17 protein-coding genes are annotated in these 21468 nt (G+C 70.0%); 5 read left to right on the top strand and 12 right to left on the bottom strand.

Annotated features, from left to right (window positions below):
- Positions 1 to 2: 2 nt before the first annotated feature.
- The 5 genes from BM127_RS01535 to BM127_RS01515 form a co-directional block, all read right to left on the bottom strand.
- A complete protein-coding gene (locus tag BM127_RS01535; RefSeq protein ID WP_091193399.1) occupies positions 3 to 1724 on the bottom strand; it encodes a glycoside hydrolase family 13 protein in 1722 nt (573 codons plus the stop codon).
- Positions 1721 to 3853, bottom strand: a complete 2133-nt coding sequence (locus tag BM127_RS01530) for an alpha-galactosidase (protein WP_091193396.1) — start codon at positions 3851 to 3853, stop codon at positions 1721 to 1723. The genes BM127_RS01535 and BM127_RS01530 overlap by 4 nt, the downstream gene beginning before the upstream one ends.
- Before the next feature lie 72 nt (positions 3854 to 3925).
- Positions 3926 to 4843 (bottom strand): carbohydrate ABC transporter permease, encoded by a 918-nt coding sequence (locus tag BM127_RS01525; RefSeq protein WP_091193393.1) that lies wholly within the window; start codon positions 4841 to 4843, stop codon positions 3926 to 3928.
- Positions 4840 to 5832, bottom strand: coding sequence for a carbohydrate ABC transporter permease (locus tag BM127_RS01520; protein WP_091193391.1), 993 nt, complete (start codon positions 5830 to 5832; stop codon positions 4840 to 4842). Before BM127_RS01520 ends, BM127_RS01525 begins: the two co-directional genes overlap by 4 nt.
- Positions 5833 to 5927: 95 nt before the next feature.
- Positions 5928 to 7208 (bottom strand): ABC transporter substrate-binding protein, encoded by a 1281-nt coding sequence (locus tag BM127_RS01515; protein WP_157829646.1) that lies wholly within the window; start codon positions 7206 to 7208, stop codon positions 5928 to 5930.
- A gap of 221 nt (positions 7209 to 7429) precedes the next feature.
- On the opposite strand from BM127_RS01515, the gene BM127_RS01510 reads away from it, so the two are divergent.
- On the top strand, positions 7430 to 8440 hold the full coding sequence (locus tag BM127_RS01510; protein WP_175507299.1) for a LacI family DNA-binding transcriptional regulator: 1011 nt from the start codon (positions 7430 to 7432) through the stop codon (positions 8438 to 8440).
- 104 nt (positions 8441 to 8544) lie between these two features.
- The gene (locus tag BM127_RS01505; protein ID WP_091193382.1) at positions 8545 to 9630 is read left to right on the top strand and encodes an ABC transporter ATP-binding protein; all 1086 of its coding nucleotides are present in this window, start codon (positions 8545 to 8547) and stop codon (positions 9628 to 9630) included.
- A 70-nt stretch (positions 9631 to 9700) separates the two neighbouring features.
- Here BM127_RS01505 and BM127_RS01500 read toward each other — a convergent pair whose 3' ends face one another.
- Positions 9701 to 11101, bottom strand: coding sequence for a glycoside hydrolase family 32 protein (locus BM127_RS01500; protein WP_091193379.1), 1401 nt, complete (start codon positions 11099 to 11101; stop codon positions 9701 to 9703).
- A 257-nt stretch (positions 11102 to 11358) separates the two neighbouring features.
- Between BM127_RS01500 and BM127_RS01495 the strand changes: the two genes are divergently transcribed.
- A complete protein-coding gene (locus tag BM127_RS01495) occupies positions 11359 to 12987 on the top strand; it encodes an alpha-amylase family protein (protein ID WP_308249284.1) in 1629 nt (542 codons plus the stop codon).
- Between the two features lie 87 nt (positions 12988 to 13074).
- Here the strand turns inward: BM127_RS01495 and BM127_RS01490 are convergent, their stop codons facing one another.
- The 4 genes from BM127_RS01490 to BM127_RS01475 are packed head-to-tail and all read right to left on the bottom strand — an operon-like array spanning position 13075 to position 17444.
- Entirely contained in the window at positions 13075 to 14334 is a 1260-nt protein-coding gene (locus BM127_RS01490; protein WP_091193373.1) for an ABC transporter ATP-binding protein, read from the bottom strand.
- 7 nt (positions 14335 to 14341) lie between these two features.
- The gene (locus BM127_RS01485) at positions 14342 to 15184 is read right to left on the bottom strand and encodes a carbohydrate ABC transporter permease (protein WP_091193370.1); all 843 of its coding nucleotides are present in this window, start codon (positions 15182 to 15184) and stop codon (positions 14342 to 14344) included.
- Positions 15184 to 16149 (bottom strand): carbohydrate ABC transporter permease, encoded by a 966-nt coding sequence (locus tag BM127_RS01480; RefSeq protein WP_091193367.1) that lies wholly within the window; start codon positions 16147 to 16149, stop codon positions 15184 to 15186. Before BM127_RS01480 ends, BM127_RS01485 begins: the two co-directional genes overlap by 1 nt.
- A complete protein-coding gene (locus BM127_RS01475; protein ID WP_091193364.1) occupies positions 16146 to 17444 on the bottom strand; it encodes a sugar ABC transporter substrate-binding protein in 1299 nt (432 codons plus the stop codon). Before BM127_RS01475 ends, BM127_RS01480 begins: the two co-directional genes overlap by 4 nt.
- Before the next feature lie 102 nt (positions 17445 to 17546).
- On the opposite strand from BM127_RS01475, the gene galK reads away from it, so the two are divergent.
- The gene (galK, locus tag BM127_RS01470; RefSeq protein WP_231263131.1) at positions 17547 to 18638 is read left to right on the top strand and encodes a galactokinase; all 1092 of its coding nucleotides are present in this window, start codon (positions 17547 to 17549) and stop codon (positions 18636 to 18638) included.
- Here galK and BM127_RS01465 read toward each other — a convergent pair.
- Positions 18635 to 19561: an alpha/beta fold hydrolase gene (locus BM127_RS01465; protein ID WP_091193359.1), complete on the bottom strand. Its 927-nt coding sequence runs from the start codon at positions 19559 to 19561 to the stop codon at positions 18635 to 18637. The genes galK and BM127_RS01465 overlap by 4 nt on opposite strands.
- A 91-nt stretch (positions 19562 to 19652) precedes the next feature.
- On the opposite strand from BM127_RS01465, the gene BM127_RS01460 reads away from it, so the two are divergent.
- On the top strand, positions 19653 to 20495 hold the full coding sequence (locus tag BM127_RS01460) for an alpha/beta fold hydrolase (protein WP_157829645.1): 843 nt from the start codon (positions 19653 to 19655) through the stop codon (positions 20493 to 20495).
- Here BM127_RS01460 and glpX read toward each other — a convergent pair.
- Complete coding sequence (glpX, locus tag BM127_RS01455) at positions 20460 to 21464, bottom strand: class II fructose-bisphosphatase (protein ID WP_091193354.1); 1005 nt, start codon at positions 21462 to 21464, stop codon at positions 20460 to 20462. The genes BM127_RS01460 and glpX overlap by 36 nt on opposite strands.
- Positions 21465 to 21468: the final 4 nt, after the last annotated feature.

The raw sequence follows: 21468 nt of genomic DNA, 5'->3' as shown, positions 1-21468 counted from the left end.
CGTCAGCGCCGACGGCGCAGGACCAGTGCCTCCCACGGCTCGAGGTTGCCCTCCCACGGCATGCCCGGACCAGCGCCCGCGCCGGGCTCCACGTTGCCCAGCACGAGCTCGGCGTCGGCCCAGCCGGTGAGGTCGAGGTCGGCCCGCACCCGCTCGCCGGAGAAGTTCGCCGCCACCAGCAGCTCGACGTCGTCGAGGGACCGGGTGAAGGCGTAGACCGTCCCGTCGTCGGCCAGCAGCATGGTGAAGTCTCCGTGCGCCACCACCGGATCGGTGTGCCTGAGCTCGATGAGGCGCCGGTAGTGGTGGAACACCGAGCCGTGGTCGGCCGTCGCCGCCTCGGCATTGACCTCCGTGTGGTCGGGGTTCACCGGCAGCCACGGCGTGCCCGTCGTGAAGCCGGCGTGCGGCGAGGCGTCCCACTGCATCGGAGTACGCGCGTTGTCACGGCTGCGGGACCGCAGTGCCGCAAGCACCTGCTCCGGGTCGGCACCCAGCTCCACCGCCGCGCGGTGGTGGTTGAGCGACTCGATGTCGCGGAAGTCCTCGATGCCGACGAAGGGGTAGTTCGTCATCCCGAGCTCCTCGCCCTGGTAGACGTACGGCGTGCCGCGGTGCAGGTGCAGGACCGTGCCCAGCAGGGTGGCCGAGCGTTCGCGCCATCGGCCGGCGTCGCCGAAGCGCGACACGACACGGGGCTGGTCGTGGTTGTTCCAGTAGAGCGAGTTCCACCCGACCTCGGCGAGGCCTTCCTGCCACCGGCCGAGCACGGTCCTGAGCGCGACCAGGTCGAACGGCAGCAGGTCCCACTTGGTGTGGGCGTGGTCGACACCCATGTGCTCGAAGGTGAACACCATGTCCACCTCGCGGCGGTCGGGGTCGGTGAAGAGCTGCGCCTCCTCGATGGTCACGCCCGGCATCTCGCCGACGGTCAGGATCTTGCGGTCCCGACCGTGCAGCACCTCGCGGTGCATCTCGGCGAGGAACTCGTGGATCCGCGGGCCGTTCATGACGTGGGGCGTGCCGTCCCCCAGGACGCCGGCGCGCACGATCCCGTCGGGCAGGTCGACGTCCTTGGAGATCAGGTTGATGACGTCCATCCGGAAGCCGTCCACCCCGCGGTCGAGCCACCAGCGCATCATCGAGTAGACCGCGTCGCGGACCTCGGGGTTCTCCCAGTTGAGGTCCGGCTGCTTGCGGGAGAACAGGTGCAGGTAGTAGTCGCCGCTCTCCTCGTCGCGGGTCCAGGCAGGCCCGGAGAAGAAGCTCTCCCAGTTGGTCGGCTCGGCCCCGGGCGTGCCGCCGACGGTCCCCTTGCGGGGCGGGCGCCACCAGTACCAGTCGCGCTTGGGGCTGTCCGGCGACGACCGCGACTCCACGAACCAGGGGTGCTCGTCGCTGGTGTGGTTGACGACGAGGTCCATCATCAGTCGCATGCCGCGGCGGTGCAGCGCCGCGAGGAGCTCGTCGAGGTCGGCCAGGGTGCCGAACGTCGGGTCGACGTCCTGGTAGTCGCTGATGTCGTAGCCCGCGTCGTCCTGCGGGGAGGGATAGATGGGGGACAGCCACACCACGTCCACGCCGAGCTGCTCGAGGTGGTCGAGCCGCCCGATCAGTCCGCGCAGGTCACCGATGCCGTCGCCGTCGGAGTCGGCGAAGCTGCGCGGGTAGACCTGGTAGACGACCGCGGTGCGCCACCAGTCCTCGTCCGTCCGGCTGGTCATCGTGGTTGCTCCTCTCCGGCACGTGTCACGTGCACCAACGTGATCGTCTCCGGCCGCCGGCGCGGGATCCAGCAGCCGCGCGCGGCCAGTGCCGCACCGGTCACCCGGACACCGCCCGTGGGGCCGTTGTCGGGCAGCTCGACGGACCGGCTCACCGCCCGGTGGTCGACCGGACCCGCCCAGCGGAGCTCGTACGCCGCGTCGGGGAGCAGGCCGGGCACCCGGACCGTGACCCCCCGGTTGCTGGCGGACTCGTCGAGCTGGACGTGGGCCAGCAGCGCCTCGGAACCGTCGTCGGCGACGACGCCGTGCAGGAGCACCTCGGCGTCGGCCGACTCCGGGCGCACCACCCGACCGGAGTGCAGCAGCGGCCGGAAGCGCTTGTGGAGGTCGACCCAGGCGGCGAGCGCGGAGAGCTCGTCGTCGCTGGCGGTGCTCAGGTCCCACTCCACGCCGAAGGCGCCGAACAACGCGGTGGCGGCACGGAAGTCCAGGGGGAGCGTCCGGCCGGTGGCGTGCGCGACCGGGGAGCTCACGTGGGCGCCGAGGTACTCGGGCGCCACCAGCTGGGCCGTCCACCGCTGGATGTGCTGGCGCGCCAGGGCGTCGGTCATGTCCGAGGTCCACACCCGCTGGGTCCGCTCCAGCACGCCCAGGTCGATCCGCCCGCCCCCGGAGGCGCACGACTCCCAGTCGATGGCGGGGTGCAGCGCGCGGAGCGAGTCGAGCATCCGGTAGAAGGCGAGGGTCTGGTCGCGTACGACGGACGCCCCGCCGCGCGCCCCCGAGCCGGCCTCCAGCAGCTCGCGGTTGTGGTCCCACTTGACGTAGTCGACCGGGGTCGCGAGCAGGACCTCGTGCACGTGGTCGTGCACGTGCTGCCACACCTCCGGGCGCGACAGGTCGAGGACGAGCTGGTGCCGGTGCAGCTGCGGGACCCGGTCGCCGGTGGCCAGGATCCAGTCGGGGTGGGCGCGGTGGAGATCGGAGTCGGGGTTGACCATCTCCGGCTCGAACCACAGCCCGAACTGCATCCCCAGCGCGCGTACGTGCTCGGCGAGCGGGGTCAGTCCCTCGGGCCACACGTCCGGGTCGATCCACCAGTCGCCGAGGCCCGCGGTGTCGTCGCGCCGGCCGTGGAACCAGCCGTCGTCCAGCACGAACCGCTCGATGCCCACCCGCGCCGCCCGGTCCGCGATCTCACGCAGGCGCGGGAGGTCGTGGTCGAACCAGACCGCCTCCCACACGTTGAGCACCACCGGCTGGTGGGCGGGGTGCGCGGGCAGGGACCGCTCGTAGGTGTGGAAGGCCTGCGCCAGTCCGTCGAGGCCCTCCTCCGAGGCGCCGAAGACGACCCACGGGGTGGCGTACTCCTCTCCCTCCGCGAGGACGATCTCGCCGGGTTGGAACAGCTCACCGCCGCCGAGGGTGGTGCCGAGGTCGGGGGAGCGCTCCACGCGCAGGCTGCTGTTGCCGCTCCACGCGACGTGCACGCCGAGCACCGTGCCGGTACGGGTGCCGAAGCCGGTCGTGCCGAGGATCGCCGTCGTCGCGCCGCTGAGGCCGGGGCGGCCCTCGCGGCCCTCCCGGAGCCACAGCCCGTCGGTGACGAGGTGGCGCTGCGGCGTGCGCTCGCCCTCGTGTCGACCGGTGAAGTCGAGCAGCTCGGCGAGGTCGTCGGCTGCCGGCAGGACGACGTCCAGCGCGGCCAGGTGGTAGCGCCCGGGGCCGGTGCTGCGCAGCGTGTGGCGTCCGCGCAGCAGCCCACCCGGCAGGGCCTCGATCTCGGTGGTGAGGGCCAGGCCGGCGGCCGGGTCGGCGGCTCGGACGACGAGGAGGGAGTCGGACTCCTCGACGCCGTCAAGGGTGAAGCGGGTCGACCAGGCGGCGTCGGACCCGGGTGCGTCGGTGCGGTGCCCGACCAGGTGGGGACGGGTGAAGAGCTCGTGGGCGTGCTCACCGAGGAGCGGCATCCCCGGCCCCCGGAAGGTCGAGGGGTAGCCGGACGGGCCGGCCGTGCCGTCCGTGCTCACGCCGGCCCACAGGATCCGGGGCAGCAGGTCGCCGTCCGCGTCGAGCTCGAGCGTCAGTCGGGGGCAGCCGTCGAGGCCGCGGGGAGGGAAGATCATCGTTCCCTTTCGGGGTCGTCACGTGACCGTACGTCGCCCGGCGGCCTGCGCCGGACGACGTACGGAGGCGGGTCAGCCCTTCACGGCTCCGGCGGTCAGGCCGCGGACGAAGAACCGTTGCAGGGACAGGAACACGATGATCGGAAGGAGCATCGAGAACATGCCCGATGCGGTGACCAGCTCCTGGTTCTGGCCCTGCTGGCCGAGCAGCTGCGAGATCGACACCGTCATCGGGGCGTTCTCACCGGGGCCGAGGAACACCAGGGCCACGAGCAGGTCGTTCCAGACCCAGAGGAACTGGAAGATCGCGAAGGACGCCAGCACCGGCACCGACATCGGGAGCACCAGGCGGAAGAACGTCTGGAAGTGGCTGGCGCCGTCGATCTTGGCGGACTCGATGATGGTCATGGGCAGTGTCGCCATGTAGTTGCGGATCATGAAGATCGCCAACGACATGCCGAACCCGAGGTGGAACAGCCACACAGCCGGGAAGGTGCCGCCGATGCCGAGGTCGCGGTAGATCCGGAGCATCGGCACGAACGAGACGAAGCTCGGCACGACCAGCATCCCGACGACGACCACGAAGAGCACGTCACGTCCGGGGAACTTCATGAACGCGAACGCGTAGGCCGCGAAGGCAGCGACCAGGATCGGGATGAACGTCGCGGGCAGGGCGATGGCGAGGCTGTTGATGAAGCCCTCGCCGAGGTTGGTGCCCTGGATGGCCTTCTGGTAGTTCTCGAAGGTCATGTCGGCGAAGCCTGACGGCTTGAGGAACAGCTCCCACCACCCGCTTGCTGCTGCGTCGTCGCGGGTGCGGAACGAGGTGAGCACGATGCCGATCGTGGGCACCACCCACAACAGGACGATGAACCCGAGGGCGAGGTAGGTGAACCAACCGGCGCCGCCGGTCGCTCCACCCTCCTGACCCGGCTTGCCCTTGGGCGGCTGTGCCGCTTCGGCCACGGGTGGCACAACACTGGTCGTCATCGTGCGGCCTCCTCGGCCCGGAAGTTGCGGACCTGGTAGATCATGATCGGGATCACGGCGAGCATCAGCATGACGGCGATCGCGGCTGCTGCGCCCTGGTTGTTGTTGTTGAAGAACTGCAGGTAGAACTCGTTGCCGATGATGTTGGTGTTGAAGTTGCCGTTGGTCATCACGAAGACGATGTCGAACACCTTCATGACCCCGATCAGCACGGTGATGAAGACCGTCACGATCGTGCCCTTGATCTGCGGCAGCACCACGCGGACGTAGACCTGGCGCTCGTCGGCGCCGTCGATGCGAGCCGCCTCGAGGGTCTCGCTCGGCACGCCCTTGACGGCTGCTGAGAGCAGCACCATGGCGAAGCCGACGTTCATCCAGAGCAGCATCACCATCAGCAGGAAGCTGTTGAAGTGGAACGCGTTCTGCTGCAGCCAGGCGATCGGGTCGCCACCGAAGGCGGCGACGATCCCGTTGAGCAGCCCCACCTGCGGGCGACCCGGCGGGCGGTAGTCGTACACCAGGCCCCAGACGGTGGCGGCGCCGACCATCGAGATGGCCATCGGCATGAAGATGAGCGTCTTGACCGCGTTCTCTCCCTTGGTCGGGAGCCGATCGGCGAGCAGGGCCACGAGCAGGCCCAGGATGACCACGGCTGCCGGGACGAAGAGGATCCACAGGAACGTGTTGAGCAGCGTCTGCCGGAAGGCGTCGCTGGCCAGCAAGGTCGTGTAGTTGTCGAACCCCGTCCACGACTCGGCGGGGAAGCCGACCTTGGTCTTGAAGCTGTAGATGAAGGTCTGCACCGCCGGGTAGATCACGAAGATCGCGATCGCGAGGTAGGCGGGCAGGATGTAGAACCACGGCTTGAGCCGCTCTTCGTACTTCTCAGGGAGGAGTTCGGAGATCTTGTTGAGCACCCAGTAGAGGGCCAGGGCGGCGCTCACACCGGCCAGGACCGTGATGAACGCGGTCAGAGTCTTCTCGAGCATGCGGGGACAACCTTCCTGCAGGGAGCCGGGGAACCTGCGGGGCTCGCGTGGTGCGAGCCCCGCAGGCAGAGGGCCAGATCAGGTCGACGGCCAGGTCAGCTGGCCGGCCAGCTGTCGTCGATGTTCTGCAGGGCGGTGTCGATGTCCGTGTCGCCGTTGAGCCAGGCGGTCATCTCCTTCCAGAAGGAGCCGGCACCCACCTCGGCGGGCATCGAGTCCGAACCGTCGAAGAGGAACGCGGTCGAGTCGTAGGCCACGTTGGCGATCGTCCGGGTCGTCTCGCTCGGGTAGAGCGAGGCGTCGAAGTCCTTGAACGGGGAGATGAAGGAGGAGACCGGAGCGGCGTCCTTGCCGATGTCGGCCGTGGCCAACAGGTTCATCGCGGTCTTGGCGTCCTCGGAGTCGCTCATGAGGACTGCGAGGTCACCGCCACCCAGCACCGGGTTCTCGCCACCGGCCTCGGCCGGCGGGAAGCCCATGACGCCGAGCTCCTCGTCGAGGTTGGCGAACACGTCCTCCGGGAGGAAGTCGGGTCCCACGAAGAAGGAGCCCTGCTTCAGGAGCCAGCAACCCGGCTTGCCCTCGTCGAACATCGGCTTGGCAGCCTCGGTGAAGGGGGTCGCGGTGATGGCCTGCTGGCCGCCGAGGACGTTGTCCTCGGTCAGCGCGACGCCCTCGAAGTAGGCGGCCGCCTCCTTGACCACGGGGTCGGTGAAGGGCAGGTCGTGGGAGACCCAGTCGTTGTAGGCGTCGACCCCGCCGTAGCGCATGACGAGATCCTCCATCCAGTCGGTGGCGACCCAGCCGGTCGCGTCACCGGACTCCATGGTCAGGCACCAGGGGGTGCCGCCGTCCGACTTGATCTGCTCGGCGAGCTCGGTCAGCTCGTCGAGGCTCTCCGGCTGCGGGTAGCCCGCCTCCTCGAAGGCCTTCTTGGGGTAGAAGATCAGCGACTTCACGTTCATCGAGGTCAGCAGGCCGTAGAGCTGGTCGTCGACCATGCCCGCGTCGAGCGCTCCGGCGACCATCGAGCTCTCGAGCGCGCCGGTGTCGAGCACGTCGTCGAGCGGGAACGCCGCGCCGAGCTCCACGACCGAGGCGACGACGCCCGGCTGCGGCAGGAGGGCGATGTCGGGGACGTCGCCTGCCTGGATCTTGGTCTTGATGAGCTTGTCGATGCCGTCGACCCGCTCGATGTTGACCTCGATGCCGGCCTCCTCGGCCGCAATGTCCATCTGCTTCTGGATGCCGTCGACGACGGACTGGTCGAGGCTCATCCAGATCGTGACGGCGCCGCCGTCCTCTCCGGAGCTGTCATCGCCGCCGCACGCAGCGGCCGTGAGGGCGAGGGCTGCTGCGACTGCCGTGGCAGCCATCTTCCGCCGGTTTCGACGCTGGAGCATGGGGGATTTCCCTTCGTTGGCGCACCGGGGGCCGGGTTCCGGTGCTGTTCGCACGACTCCTCGATGTGATACACACCACATGCTGAATCGTGTCAGCAGAATGATGTGTCCGACGAATGGGTGTCAAGACCCGTGTTCAAAACGAGACCCGCTGCGCGAGCCCCGACCCGCGGGCCCGAGAATCTGGAGGTGTCATGACCCGTCGCCGATCAGCCACCCTCCAGGACGTGGCGTCCAGCGCGGGCGTCTCGCGCACCACCGCGTCCTACATCCTCAACGGCCGCGCCGACGAGATGCGGATCGCACCGTCCACCGTGGAGCGGGTCCGGGCCGTCGTGGCGAAGCTGGACTACCGCCCCAACCGCACCGCACGCAGCCTGCGCACGCGACGTACGGCGACGGTCGGGCTGATCTCGGACCAGATCGCCGGGCAGCAGTACGGCAGCAGCATGCTCACGGGAGCGAGCGTCGCGGCGCGCGAGCTGCAGCACGTCGTGGTGATGGGCGAGAGCGGTGGCGACCCCGAGCTGGAGCGGCTGCTCATCGAGGAGATGCGCGAGCGCGACGTCGACGGAGTGGTCTATGCCACCCGCACCGCCCAGACGATCCGGCTGCCCGAGGGGTTGCGCGCGATGCGCGCGGTCCTGCTCAACTGCGAGGACCCCGACGTACGGCTGCCGTCGGTCGTGCCCGACGACGAGTCCGGGGGCCGGGCGGCCGCCGCCACGCTGCTCGCCGCCGGCATCGAGGACGTGTGGGTGATGGGGGAGGACCCCGTTCCGCACGCGACCGCCGGGCCACGACGCATGGCGGGCATCCGGGCCGAGCTGGGCACCCGTGGCCTGGACATCGCGGGGGTGGTGCCGTGCGACTGGTCGGTGACCGAGGGGTTCGCCGCGACCAGCCGGTGGCTGGCGGGGGGAGGCCGGGCGGGCGGGCTGATCTGCATGAACGACCGGCTCGCGATGGGTGCCTACCAGGCCCTCGCCGAGGCGGGGCTCCGTATCCCCGAGGACATCAGCGTCGTCTCCTTCGACGGCTCCGCCCTGGCGTCCTGGTTGCGGCCGGTGCTCACGTCGGTCGAGCTCCCGTTCCACGACCTGGGCGCCCTCGCCGTACGCCGCCTGCTGGACCTCGAGGACGCCGACGGCACGGTCCTGTTGCCAATGGCCGTACGCGTCGGCGGGTCCGTCCGAGGCGGTTGAGCACGTGGACGCCCATTGCGGGTGCCCCTGCTCGGGCCTACTGTGATCCGCGTCACTTCACTACGGATCGTCCGGCACGTACCTGCCGGTGAAGGAGAAAAGTCATGGCAACAGTGAGCTTCGAGAAGGCCCAGCGGTGGTATCCGGGGGCCGACGAACCAGCCGTCCCGGGCATCGACCTCGAGATCAAGGACGGCGAGTTCATGGTCCTCGTCGGCCCGTCCGGCTGCGGCAAGTCCACCACCCTCCGCATGCTCGCGGGGCTGGAGGAGGTCAACGACGGGCGCATCCTGATCGGCGACCGCGACGTCACCAAGGTCCCGCCGAAGGACCGCGACATCGCGATGGTCTTCCAGAACTACGCGCTCTACCCGCACATGTCCGTCGAGGAGAACATGGCGTTCTCGCTCAAGATGGCCAAGGTGCCGACCGCCGAGCGCAAGGAGCGCGTCGCCAAGGCGGCCGAGATCCTGCAGCTCACCGAGTTCCTCCAGCGCAAGCCGAAGGCCCTCTCCGGTGGTCAGCGCCAGCGCGTCGCCATGGGTCGCGCGATCGTCCGCAACCCGCAGGTGTTCTGCATGGACGAGCCGCTGTCCAACCTCGACGCCAAGATGCGGGTGGCGACCCGCACCGACATCGCCCGGCTCCAGCAGGACCTCGGCGTCACCACCGTCTACGTCACCCACGACCAGGTCGAGGCGATGACGATGGGCGACCGGGTGGCTGTCATGAAGCTGGGCGTGCTCCAGCAGGTCGACACCCCGCTGCGGCTCTACGACAAGCCCGCCAACCTGTTCGTCGCCGGCTTCATCGGCTCCCCGCAGATGAATCTCCTCGAGGGCGTCGCGGCCGAGGACGGCACGGTGAAGGTCGGTGGCTACGCCGTCCCGGTCGACCCGACCGCGGAGCGCAAGATGAGCGGCAAGGTCACGGTCGGGGTGCGCCCCGAGAACTGGCGTCTGGTCACGGCCGAGGAGGGCGGACTGCCCGTCAAGGTCACGGTCGTCGAGGAGCTCGGCGCGGACAGCTTCGTCTACGGCACCTGCGACGTCGAGGGAGTGCCCTCCAACGTGATCGTCCGGATCGCCGGCCGGCACCACCCGCAGAAGGGCGAGACGCTCTACGTCACGACCGACCCGCAGCACGTCCACGCGTTCGACACCGAGACGGGCGAGCGGCTCTCCGACTGACCCGGACCGATCTGGCACGACCAGCGCACCGTACGAGCCCCCGGGAGCCAGCTCCCGGGGGCTCGTCTGCTCACACGGTCACGTCGAGCCGGTGCACGTGTGCGGTCCCGCCGTCGGCGAAGACCTCGATGCCCGTGCTGCCGGGGTCGGGGAAGACCTGGTCGGTGAGCACCAGCTCGCCGTCCCCGACGAAGACCTCGACGGACGCGACGTCGACCACGACCTCGAGCCGCACGGGTCCCTCGCCGCCCGGCAGTGGCGCGGTGTGGACGGCGGCGAAGGCGGGATGTACGTCGACCGTGCCCGACGCGGTCCGGTCGAGTGACACCGTGCGCGCCGCCACGTCGATCGTGAGGGTGGTGCGCTCGCCGTCGCCGACGCGCACGCGCAGCCCGAACACCGGCGCACTGCCGGGCTCGACGTCGGCGACGATGCGACACGTGCGCGCCGCCACGGGAAGGGCGAGCGTGCCGGTGAGATCGTGGTCGACCAGCGCGTGGACCTGCTCGCCGGCCCGTACGACGGGGCGCTGCACCAGTACGAGCTCGCCGTCGCGGCGGCGCAGGGACAACCGCCGCGCGAGCGTCATCGAGCCCCGGAACCCACTGGCCGGGACCTGGTCGGCGTACTGCCAGTTGCTCATCCAGGCCTGGACGACCGGCTCGGGGCCGGCGCCGTCGGCGTAGGAGATCGCGGCGTAGAAGTCGGCGCCGCGGTCCACCCACTGGGCGTCCTGCGTCGACCGGAAGCCTGCGTCGTCCAGCTGCCCGACGACGTACTGCATGCCGGAGCCGCCCGCCGGCCCGCCGTCCCAGACGCTGACCAGCAGGACGTCGGCGGTGTCGGCGCTGTCCTCGACCGGCACCCGCACGAGGTCGGGGCACTCCCAGGCGCCGGTGACGAAGCCTTCGGGTCCGAAGCTCGAGTGGTGGGTCCAGGAGATCAGGTCGGGGGACCGGTAGAGCTGGACGATCCGCTCCTCGGCCAGCACGAGCACCATCGCCCAGCCGTCGCCGTGGCGGAACACCTTGGGGTCGCGGAAGCCGGTCGAGCCGATGTCGAGGACGGGGTTGCCGGCGTAGGGCTGCCAGGTGAGGCCCCGGTCGACGCTGTGCGCCAGGCACTGGGACTGGATCCCCGTGGCCGGCTCGAAGCGTGTGTAGAGCGCCACCAGAGGCCCCTGGCCCTCGGGCGCGAGGCCCGAGCTGTTGGCGGCGTCGTGGACGACGCTGCCCGACCAGATGTGCGCGATCGGCGTCGCCGCGATGGCGATGGGCAGCTCGGTCCAGGTGAGGAGGTCGGGACTCACCGCGTGTCCCCACGAGATCGGGCCGTGCACCAGTCCGGCCGGGTGGTGCTGGAAGAAGAGGTGGTGCTCTCCCTCGTGGCGGATCAGTCCGTTGGGGTCGTTGAGCCACCCCTGCTGCGCGGTGAAGTGGTCCCGGGGCCGGATGGTGGGATCGAAGCTCACGACCGATCACCCTAGGCCCACGACTTCGCCATACTGTGCGCGTGACCCGCCGGGATGCTGGATTCGAGGACAGGCTCGACGCGTGGGGACCCGACCTGCGCGCCACAGTCGAGCGGGTCTACGGACCCGACGCGGTGGACGACGTCACCGACCGGCTGGTCGCGATCGCCCGGGCCGCCCACTCCGCACGGCCCGCGGACCTGCACGAGCTCGACGCCCTGCGGCTGCGCGAGCCGGACTGGTTCCAGCGGCCGTCGATGGTGGGCTACGCCGCCTATGCGGACCGCTTCGCCGGCACGCTCGCGGACGTCGGGTCGCGCACGGCCTACCTGCGTGAGCTCGGTGTCGGCTACCTCCACCTGATGCCGCTGCTGACGCCGCGGCCGGGCGAGAACGACGGTGGCTACGCCGTCATGGACTACCGGTCGGTGCGCCCCGACCTCGGCACCGTCGACGACCTGCGCGCGCTCACGACGACGCTGCGCGGCGAGGGCATCAGCCTGTGCCTCGACCTCGTCCTCAACCACGTCGCCCGCGAGCACGAGTGGGCGGTCGCGGCCCGCGCGGGCGACCGGGACAAGCGTGCCTGGTTCCACGTCTTCGACGACCGCGGCATGCCGGACGCCTACGAGGCGAGCCTGCCGGAGGTCTTCCCCGACTTCGCGCCGGGCAACTTCACCTGGGACGACGAGCTCGCGGGCTGGGTGTGGACGACGTTCAACGACTACCAGTGGGACGTCAACTGGGCGAACCCCGCGGTGCTCTGCGCCTACGCCGACATCATCCTCTCGCTGGCCAACCTCGGGGTCGAGGTCTTCCGGCTCGACGCGATCGCCTTCATCTGGAAGCGGCTCGGGACGGCCTGCCAGAACCAGCCCGAGGTCCACGACCTCACCCGCGTGCTGCGCACGGTCGCGCGGATCGCCGCACCTGCGGTGCTCTTCAAGGCCGAGGCCATCGTGGGCCCGGCGGACCTCCCGGCCTACCTCGGCGTCGGGCAGCACGCGGGCCGGGTGAGCGACCTCGCCTACCACAACGGCCTGATGGTGCAGATCTGGTCGATGCTCGCCTCCGGCGACACGCGCCTGGCTGCACACGCCCTCCAGCAGCTCCCGCAGCCGCCGTCGACCACCGCGTGGACGACGTACGTCCGGTGCCACGACGACATCGGGTGGGCCATCGCCGACGAGGACGCGCACGCCGTCGGGATCGATCCCTACGCCCACCGCCGCTTCCTGTCGGACTGGTACAGCGGGGCGTACCCCGGATCCTGGGCGCGCGGCCTCGTCTTCCAGCAGAACGAGGAGACGGGGGACCGACGCATCTCCGGCACGCTCGCGTCTCTGGCCGGTCTCGAGGCCGGCGACCCGGACGCCGCTGCGCGGATCCTGTGGGCGCACGCGGTCATCCTCGGCTTCGGCGGCCTGCCGGTGATCTGGATGGGCGACGAGCTCGGGCTGCTCAACGACACCGGGTGGGCCGACGACCCGGCCCACGCGGCCGACAACCGCTGGGTTCACCGTCCGACCATGCCCTGGGGCCCCGCCTCGCACGACGACGTCCACGGCATCAGGGCCGGGCTGCGCCACCTGCTCGAGGTGCGCGCCGGGCTGCCCCACCTCCACGCCGCTTCCCCGACGGAGATCTGGGACCCGCGCGACCCGGGCGTCCTCCTCGTCGTACGCCGCCATCCCCGCGGCCCTCTGCTCGCCGCCTCCAACGCCACCGCGCAGGAGGCGTGGGTGGCCGCCGACGTGCTGCACTGGCTCGGGCTGCACACCGACGGGCTGCACGACGCACTCACCGGCGCGGCCCCCGAGCTGCACGACGGTGCCGTGAGACTGGCGCCGTACGGCACCGCGTGGCTCCACGACCGCTCGCGTTGACGCCCGCGTGGGACGAGGCCCCGGAAGCAGAGCTTCCGGGGCCTCGGTTCCGCGCCGACCAGCGGGGTCGGACGTGAGGGGTGCTGCTCAGGTGGTGGCGGCGTTGGGGTCGACCGCGTCCTGCTCCTTGCCGACCTCCTCGGCCTTGGCGAGCGCCTCGACGCCGGGGACGATCCCGGCGTTGTCGGCGTCCATGGTGAGGTTCTCGCCGGTGGCCGGGTCGAAGAGGTGGATCTTGCGGGCGTCGACCCAGATGGTGGCGTCGTCGCCCTCGCTGATCCGGCTGGCGCCGTCGAGCGAGATCACCAGCTGGGTGCGCATCGACTCACCGTCGAGGTCCTTCTCGAGCTGCGTGAGCTGCTCGCGCACCTCGGGCGGGGCCTCGAACGGGATGTAGGCGTAGGCCTCGTTGCCCAGCCACTCCACGACATCGACCGTCGCGTTGAAGGTGGCCTCGTCGGTGACCTTGTCGGCGTCCATGACGCTGGCGTCCTCGAAGTGGTCAGGCCGGATGCCAGCGATGAGCAGGCCCTTGTCCTGCGCCTTGGCGGCCTTGTCCTCGGGGATCGTCAGGGTGCCGAACGGCAGCTCGACCTGGTTGCCGGTGACCTTCGCCGGCAGGAAGTTCATCGGCGGGGAGCCGATGAAGCCGGCCACGAAGAGGTTGGCCGGGTTCTCGTAGAGCTCGCGGGGCGTGGCGTGCTGCTGCAGGACGCCACGCTTGAGCACCGCGACCCGGTCGCCCAGCGTCATCGCCTCGGTCTGGTCGTGCGTGACGTAGACCGTGGTGATGCCCAGCCGCTTCTGCAGCCGGGAGATCTCCGTGCGCATCTGTCCTCGGAGCTTGGCGTCGAGGTTGGACAGCGGCTCGTCGAACAGGAACGCCTCGGCGTCGCGGACGATCGCGCGACCCATGGCGACCCGCTGGCGCTGGCCGCCCGACAGGTTGCCGGGCTTGCGCTCGAGGTGCTCGTCGAGCTCCAGCGTCTTCGACGCCTCGCGCACCTTCTCGTCCACCTCGGACTCCGGCTTGTTGGCCAGCCGCAGCGGGAACGCGATGTTCTCGTAGACGGTGAGGTGCGGGTAGAGCGCGTAGTTCTGGAACACCATCGACAGGTTGCGGTCACGCGGCGCGAGGTCGTTGACCTTCTTGCCTCCGATCATCATGTCGCCGTCGGTGATGTCCTCGAGCCCCACGATCATCCGCAGGAGCGTCGACTTCCCGCACCCGGAGGGCCCGACGAGGATGAGGAACTCCCCGTCCTCCACGTCGATGCTCACGTCGTTCACGGCCGGGAAGCCGTCGCCGTACTTCTTGACGATGTTCTTCATCTCGATGGCAGCCATGAGCTGATCACCCCTTCACTGCGCCGGAGGTGAGGCCGGCAACGATCTTGCGCTGGAAAAGCAGGACGATGACGATCACCGGCAACGTGACGATGACCGACGCCGTCGCGAGCTGCGCGTACGGCGGGTTGAACGGGTCGGGCCCGACGAAGAACGACATCTGCGCCGGCACCGTCCGCGAGGACGTCGTGGAGGTCAACGAGATCGCGAGCACGAACTCGTTCCACGCGAAGAAGAACGTCAGGATCGCCGCGGTGAAGACGCCGGGAGCAGCGAGCGGGACGATCACCTTGCGGAACGCCTGCCACGACGTGGCACCGTCGACCTGGGCGGCCTGCTCCATCTCCCACGGGATCTCGCGGAAGAAGGCCGACAGGGTCCAGATCGCCAGGGGCAGCGTGAACGACATGTAGGGGATGATCAGGCCGGGCCAGGTGTTGAACAGCCCGAACGTGGTCCACATGTCGAAGAGCGGCCCGACGAGCGCGACCACCGGGAACATGGCGATCGCCAGTGCCAGTGACAGCACCAGACGCTTGCCCTTGAACTCGAGCCGCGCGATGGCGTACGCCGCGAGCGTCGCGAAGATCACCGACAGCACCGTCGCGATGAGCGAGATGCCGAACGAGTTGAGCAGCGCCCGGGTGAAGTCGGGGTTGTCGATGATCGCCTTGTAGTTGGCGATGGTCGGCTCCTTGGGCAGGAACTGCGGGCTCCCCGCAGCCGTCTCGCCCTCGGACTTGAACGACAGCGAGATGATCCACGCCACCGGGAACAGGCACCACAGCATGATCAGGACGAACCCGATCCACGTGCCGACGGCAGTCTTGCCGGTCTGCTTGCCAGCCATCAGCCTTCACCCCTCGCCTGGGCCAGGTCGACCCGGAACAGCTTCACGATCAGCCAGGCCAGGAGCAGCACTGACAAGAACAGCAGCACCGACATGGCCGAGCCCAGCCCGAGCTGCATCTGCTCGATCACCTGTCGATAGGTCAGGAACGAGATGGACTGCGTCCCCTCGGCCCCCTTGGTCATCACGAAGATGTTGTCGAAGATGCGGTAGGCGTCGAGGGCGCGGAAGAGCACCGCGACCATGATCGCCGCGCGCATGTTGGGCAGGATCACCTTGGTCAGCCGCTGCCACCACGTGGCACCGTCGACCTTCGCCGCCTCGAGCATGTCCTCACTGACCTGCGCGAGGCCGGCCAGCAGGAGCAGCGCCATGAACGGCGTGGTCTTCCAGATCTCCGAGACCATGATCGCGAACATCGCGTGCGGGTAGTCGCCGAACCAGTTGGTGTCGTCGGCGATCCACGGCAGCCAGTTGAACCAGGAGTTCACGAACCCGTTGTTGAGCGAGAACGCGAACTGCCAGGCGAACGCCGAGACCACGGTGATGATGCCGTAGGGAATCAGGATCGAGGTGCGCATCAGGCCGCGTGCGAAGACGATGCGGTGCATCACCATCGCGAACGCGAAGCCGATGACCAGCTCGACCGCCACGGTGACGACCATGATCAGGAGCGTCGTGCCGGTGCTCTTCCAGAACTGGTCGTCGCTGAGGATCGTCAGGTAGTTGTCGATCCCGACGAACGCCCGGTCGTCCGGCGCCGTCAACCGGTAGCGGAAGAGCGACAGGTAGAGCGCCTGGATCATCGGCCACGCCGTGACCAGGAGCATGAGCACGACGGCAGGGGCGACGAGCTTGAGCCCGAGCCTGTTCTCCGCCGAGCTGCGGTCGCTGGCCACCGGCTTGCCGCCCTTGCGGTGCTCCTGGCCGGCCTTGTCGGTCTCGGGTGCCACGGTGGTGCTCACAGCAGGTCACCCCCCTTCAGGACGTCCTCGATGAACGTGGTGGAACGCTGGGCCGTCTCGTCGTCGACGGACCGCGGCGGGTGCCAGATGTTCTGGATGGACCCCGACACGTCACTCCAGTACGGCGTCACGGTGCGCGGCGCAGCCGCGTCCACGCTCGTCTGGAACAGCTCGAGCAGGTCCGCCGGGAAGGTCTCCTGGAGGGCTTCGTACTCGTAGCCCTGGGTGCTCGCCGGCATGTTGCCCGTGAGGTCGGCGTTGATGCCCTGGCTCTCCGGGCTCACGAGGCACTGGGCGGCCTCGAGGGACTGCTCCTTGGCGTCCGAGTAGGCGCTGACGCCGATCCCGATGCCGCCGTAGGGCGGGCGGGACTCCTCGCCCTCGACCGTCTGCGGGTAGCGGGTGTAGCCGATGTCCTTGGCGACGTCCGGAGCGGTCTCGTCGTAGTTCTTGAAGATGTAGGTCCAGTTGACGAGGAACGAGCCCTGGTCGGAGCCGAACGTCGAGCCGGCGGTGCCCTCGTTGGACACGCTGAGGTCGGCGGGTGCGGCCCCGGAGGTGGCGAGCTTCTCGATGATCTCCGCGGCCTTCTGGCCGGCGTCGTCGCCGATGGTGATCTTGGCGTCCACCCCCTCCTCGGGGTTCTCCAGGATCCGCCCGCCCGCGCCCTCGACGAGCGCGTTGATCCACACGACGTAGCCCTCGTACTTGTTGGCCTGCACGCCGATCTTGCCGTCGTTGTCGTTGGCCGCGTCGATGATCTGGTCCCAGGTCACCGGCTGCGACATGTCGAGGCCGGCCTTCTCGACGAAGGACTTGCGGTACCAGAGGACCTGCGTGTTGGACCAGAACGGGAAGACCACGAGCTTGTCGTTCCACGTGGCTGCATCCATCGCGCCCTTGAAGGTCCCCTGCTCCTCGAGCTGGCTCTTCGCGTCCTGTGGGACCTCGGCCAGGAAGCCGGCGTCGGCGAACTCGGCCGTGAAGGGCGGGTCGATCGACATCAGGTCGATCGAGGGGTCCTTCGCCGCCAGGCGGCGGGCCAGCTGGATGCGCTGCTGGCCGGCGTCCTGGGGCAGGACCTGGGTCGTGATCGTGTAGTCGTCGGTCGAGCACTTCTCGGCGACCGCGTCCTGGCCGCCGCTGTCCGGGTTGATGTACCAGACCAGTTCCGGCTTGCCGCTGTCCCCTCCGCAGGCCGCCAGCAAGCTGCTGGCGAGCACCAGGCTGGCGATGGGGCCGACGATGCGTCGGACCCCGGGACGACCGCGAGATCGGGTGGATGAGAACCCCATGCGCCCTCCTATTTATGACGTGGATCACTACGTCTATCGGCTCAGGCTAGGGTTTGGCAAACCTCACCCACCCCTCTGATCCAACCGGCCGAGGAGGCCTTCGTGACGCGCTGGTTCGCCCCCGGCCGGATCAATCTCATCGGTGAGCACACCGACTACAACGACGGCTTCGTGCTGCCCTTCGCCCTGGAGGTCGGCTGCACGGCGACGATCTCGGGGCGCGCCGAGGACTGGTCGGCGCGCTCGCTGCAGGAGCCCGATGCGGTCGTCGTACGCCGCTCCGGTCTGTCGGACGCGCCCGAGGTCGCCGGGTGGTCGCGCTACGTGCTCGGTGTCCTGTGGCTCCTCACCGATCGGGGCGTGGACGTGCCGCCGCTCGAGATCGTCGTGGACTCCGACGTGCCGACCGGGGCGGGGCTGTCGTCCTCGGCTGCCCTGGTCTGCTCGGTGGTCCGCGCCGTCGACGACCACCTCGGACTCGGTCTCGACGACGACGCGGTCTTCGCCCTGACCCGCGACGTGGAGAACGACGCGGTCGGTGCGCCGACCGGCGGGATGGACCAGCTGGTGAGCCTGCGTGGCCGGGCCGGTCACGTGCTGCTGTGCGACATGCGCAGCCACGCGACGCGGTCGGTGCCGCTCGACCTCGCGGGCGCCGGGCTGGCGGTGCTCGTCGTCGACACCCGTGCGCCCCACCAGCACTCCGACGGGGAGTACGGCGCCCGCCGCCGGGGCTGCGAGGAGGCCGCGCGGCAGCTCGGCGTACCTGCCCTGCGCGACGTCGCCGAGGACGACCTCGCCGACGCGCTGGCCCGGCTCCACGACGACGAGCTGCGTCGCTATGTCCGCCACGTCGTCACCGAGGACGCCCGGGTCCTGGAGATGGCGCGGCTCCTCGACGCGGACGCACTCGCGGAGATCGGTCCGCACCTGAGTGCCTCCCACGCGTCCATGCGCGACGACTTCCGGATCACGGTGCCCGAGGTCGACACCGCGGTCGACGCCCTGCACCAGGCCGGTGCGCTGGGCGCGCGGATGACCGGCGGCGGGTTCGGCGGGTGCGTGATCGGGCTGGTGCCCGAGCGCGACGTGGCCGCGGCGGGCGACGTCGTACGCCGTGCCTTCGCGGACGCGGGATTCAACGAGCCCGCCCTCTTCACGGCCGCGCCCCAGGACGGCGCGCGGCCCGCCTAGCCCGCGCGGTCCGCGGTCCTAGCGATCGCCTCGACGAAGCTCTCGAACAGCGCGGGCGGGAGGTCGTGGCCCATCCCGTCGACCAGGAGCAGCTCGGCTCCGGGGATGGCGGCCGCGGTCGAGCGGCCGCCGCTGACGTGGACCATCTTGTCGGCCGTGCCGTGCACGACCAGGGCCGGCACCCGGAGGCTGCGCAGCCGCTGGGTGCGGTCGGGCTGCTTGAGGATGGCCATCATCTGCCGCATCACCCCGCTGGCGCTGTAGCCGCGGTCGAAGGTCTCGCCGGCCCGCTCGGCCAGCCGCTCTGCGTCGGCCGGGTAGTCGGGGGAGCCGATGACGTCCCAGAACGCCACGCTCGTCTGGACGTAGGACTCGCGACCGGGCTTGCGCGGGGCGATGAGTGACGGCAGGAGGCGTGGGTCCTGCCAGCCGACGGTGCGCTTGCCGGTCGTCGACATGATGCTGGTCAGCGACCGCACCCGACGGGGGTGCTCGACCGCGATGGTCTGCACGATCATGCCGCCCATCGAGATACCGGCCACGTGCGCCGACTCCAGCCCGAGGTGGTCGAGGAGGGCGACGCCGTCGCCGGCCAGGTCGCTCATCGAGTACGGCGCCTTGGCGTTGCGCCCGCCGAAGGCGCGGACCAGCTGGCTGCGGGTCACCCGTGCGCGGATCCGGCTCGAGCGCCCGGCGTCGCGGTTGTCGTAGCGGATGACGTAGAAGCCCGCCGAGGCGAGCATCCGGCACAGGTCCGGGTCCCACCACGTCATCGGGCCGCCGAGACCCATCACCAGCAGCAGCGGCTCGCCGTCGGGATCACCGAACGTCTGGTAGCAGAGCTCGACCTCGTTGCCCACAGGCGCGAGGAGCTCGTCGGAGACGACAGGCGCCTCGGTGGGGGCTCGGCGGGTGGGGGACATGCCTCCAGTGAACACGACCGGCATCCCCAAAAGAACGCAAAGTGGGCGACATCCCGCATTCCCACGGGGTTCTGGGCTACGTTCGATGATTGTGACCCAGCGCACAGTGGCGGCTTTCCTGACGCCTGAGGGCTTTTCGCAGCCCTCGGTGGCGGCCGTGCTGCGCGAAGGATCGATCGTCGCCGAGGCCGGTCGTTACGCCGTGCAGGCCTTCGGTTCGCGTGGTGCGAGACGTCGTACGCCCTATGGCTCGCGACCTGCGCGGGTGAGCGAGCCGGTGCTGCTCGTGCCGGGCTTCCTCGCCGGTGACTCGTCCCTCGGACCGATGAGCCGGACGCTGCGCCACCAGGGCTTCCGCACCTATCGCGCCGACATCCGCGCCAACGTCGGCTGCACCCTGGCCGCGGCCGCCCAGCTCGAGGAGCGGCTCGAGGAGATCACCCAGCGCCGCGGGTCGAAGGTGCGGATCGTGGGGCACAGCCTCGGCGGGATGCTCGCGCGCGGCGTCGCCGCCCGGCGTCCCGACCTGGTCGCGGGCATCGTGACCATGGGCAGCCCGATGCTGGCGCCCGGCGCCCACCACGCGTCGCTGGCCCGCAGCGTCGACCTGCTGGTGCGGCTCAACCGCGCCGGCATGCGCAACCTGATGACCGAGGACTGCGTGGCGGGTCACTGCGCGCAGGAGAGCTTCGACCAGGCGCGGGCAGCGCTGCCCGAGGGCGTCGAGTTCACCGCGATCTACTCGCGCCGTGACGGGATCGTCGACTGGCGTGCCTGTGTCGACCCGGTCGCCCGCGCGGTCGAGGTCCGCTCGTCGCACGTGGGCATGGCGTTCGACCCCGCTGTCATCGCCGCGGTCTCGGCCGCGCTGCGGCCGGTCCCGGTGCCGGTGCCGGCGTCAGTTGTCGAAGTCGACCGGGGACAGAGCGCGTAGCTTCGAGAGCCGGTGCTCCGCGGTGATCGAGCGCACCGTGCCGCTGCGCGAGCGCATCACGAGCGAGTGCGTGGTGATGCCGTCGCCGCGGTAGCGCACGCCGCGCATCAGCTCGCCGTCGGTGATGCCGGTGGCCACGAAGAAAGCGTCGTCGCCGGTGACCAGGTCGTCGGTGCCCAGCACGAAGTCGGCGTCCAGGTTGTGGCCCGCGTCCAGCGCCCGCTGGCGCTCGTCGTCGTCCTGGGGCCAGAGCCGCCCCTGGATCTTGCCGCCGATGCACTTCATCGCGCAGGCGGCGATGATGCCCTCCGGCGTGCCGCCGACTCCGAGCATGAGGTCGACGCCCGTGTCCGGGCGGGCCGTCATGATCGCGCCGGCCACGTCGCCGTCGGTGATGTACTTGATGCGCGCGCCGGTCCCGCGGATGTCCTCGACCAGCTTGGCGTGGCGGGGCCGGTCGAGCAGCACGACGGTCACGTCGTGGATCGAGAGGCCCTTGGCCTTGGCGACGCGGGCGATGTTCTCCTTCACCGGCAGCCGGATGTCGACCACGTCGGCGGCCTCGGGACCGGTGACCAGCTTGTCCATGTAGAAGACCGCGCTGGGGTCGTACATCGTGCCGCGCGGCGAGACCGCCAGCACCGCGATCGCGTTGTTCATGCCCTTGGCGGTCAGCGTGGTGCCGTCGATCGGGTCGACCGCGACGTCGCACTCGGGCCCGCTGCCGTCACCGACCTCCTCGCCGTTGAAGAGCATCGGGGCGTTGTCCTTCTCGCCCTCGCCGATGACCACGGTGCCGCGCATGCCGATCGTCGAGATCATCTCGCGCATCGCCTCGACCGCCACGCCGTCGGCGTCGTTCTTGTCGCCGCGCCCCACCCAGCGCCCCGCCGCCATGGCTGCTGCCTCGGTGACCCGCACCAGCTCGAGGGCGAGGTTGCGGTCGGGCTTGCCGGTGCTGGGGCTCATGACC

The organism is Nocardioides alpinus, assembly GCF_900112035.1.
In the GTDB taxonomy this organism is placed as follows: domain Bacteria; phylum Actinomycetota; class Actinomycetes; order Propionibacteriales; family Nocardioidaceae; genus Nocardioides; species Nocardioides alpinus.
This window is presented reverse-complemented; position numbering and strand designations above follow the sequence as displayed.

Coding starts and splice junctions, on each gene's coding strand:
- BM127_RS01515 (WP_157829646.1), bottom strand. CDS start 7,208: ATGGCTGCCACGGCAGTCGCAGCAGCCCTCGCCCTCACGGCCGCTGCG.
- BM127_RS01495 (WP_308249284.1), top strand. CDS start 11,359: ATGGTGGGCTACGCCGCCTATGCGGACCGCTTCGCCGGCACGCTCGCG.
- glpX (WP_091193354.1), bottom strand. CDS start 21,464: ATGAGCCCCAGCACCGGCAAGCCCGACCGCAACCTCGCCCTCGAGCTG.
- BM127_RS01510 (WP_175507299.1), top strand. CDS start 7,430: ATGACCCGTCGCCGATCAGCCACCCTCCAGGACGTGGCGTCCAGCGCG.
- BM127_RS01535 (WP_091193399.1), bottom strand. CDS start 1,724: ATGACCAGCCGGACGGACGAGGACTGGTGGCGCACCGCGGTCGTCTAC.
- BM127_RS01530 (WP_091193396.1), bottom strand. CDS start 3,853: ATGATCTTCCCTCCCCGCGGCCTCGACGGCTGCCCCCGACTGACGCTC.
- BM127_RS01485 (WP_091193370.1), bottom strand. CDS start 15,184: ATGGCTGGCAAGCAGACCGGCAAGACTGCCGTCGGCACGTGGATCGGG.
- BM127_RS01490 (WP_091193373.1), bottom strand. CDS start 14,334: ATGGCTGCCATCGAGATGAAGAACATCGTCAAGAAGTACGGCGACGGC.
- BM127_RS01465 (WP_091193359.1), bottom strand. CDS start 19,561: ATGTCCCCCACCCGCCGAGCCCCCACCGAGGCGCCTGTCGTCTCCGAC.
- BM127_RS01525 (WP_091193393.1), bottom strand. CDS start 4,843: ATGACGACCAGTGTTGTGCCACCCGTGGCCGAAGCGGCACAGCCGCCC.
- BM127_RS01475 (WP_091193364.1), bottom strand. CDS start 17,444: ATGGGGTTCTCATCCACCCGATCTCGCGGTCGTCCCGGGGTCCGACGC.
- BM127_RS01505 (WP_091193382.1), top strand. CDS start 8,545: ATGGCAACAGTGAGCTTCGAGAAGGCCCAGCGGTGGTATCCGGGGGCC.
- BM127_RS01520 (WP_091193391.1), bottom strand. CDS start 5,832: ATGCTCGAGAAGACTCTGACCGCGTTCATCACGGTCCTGGCCGGTGTG.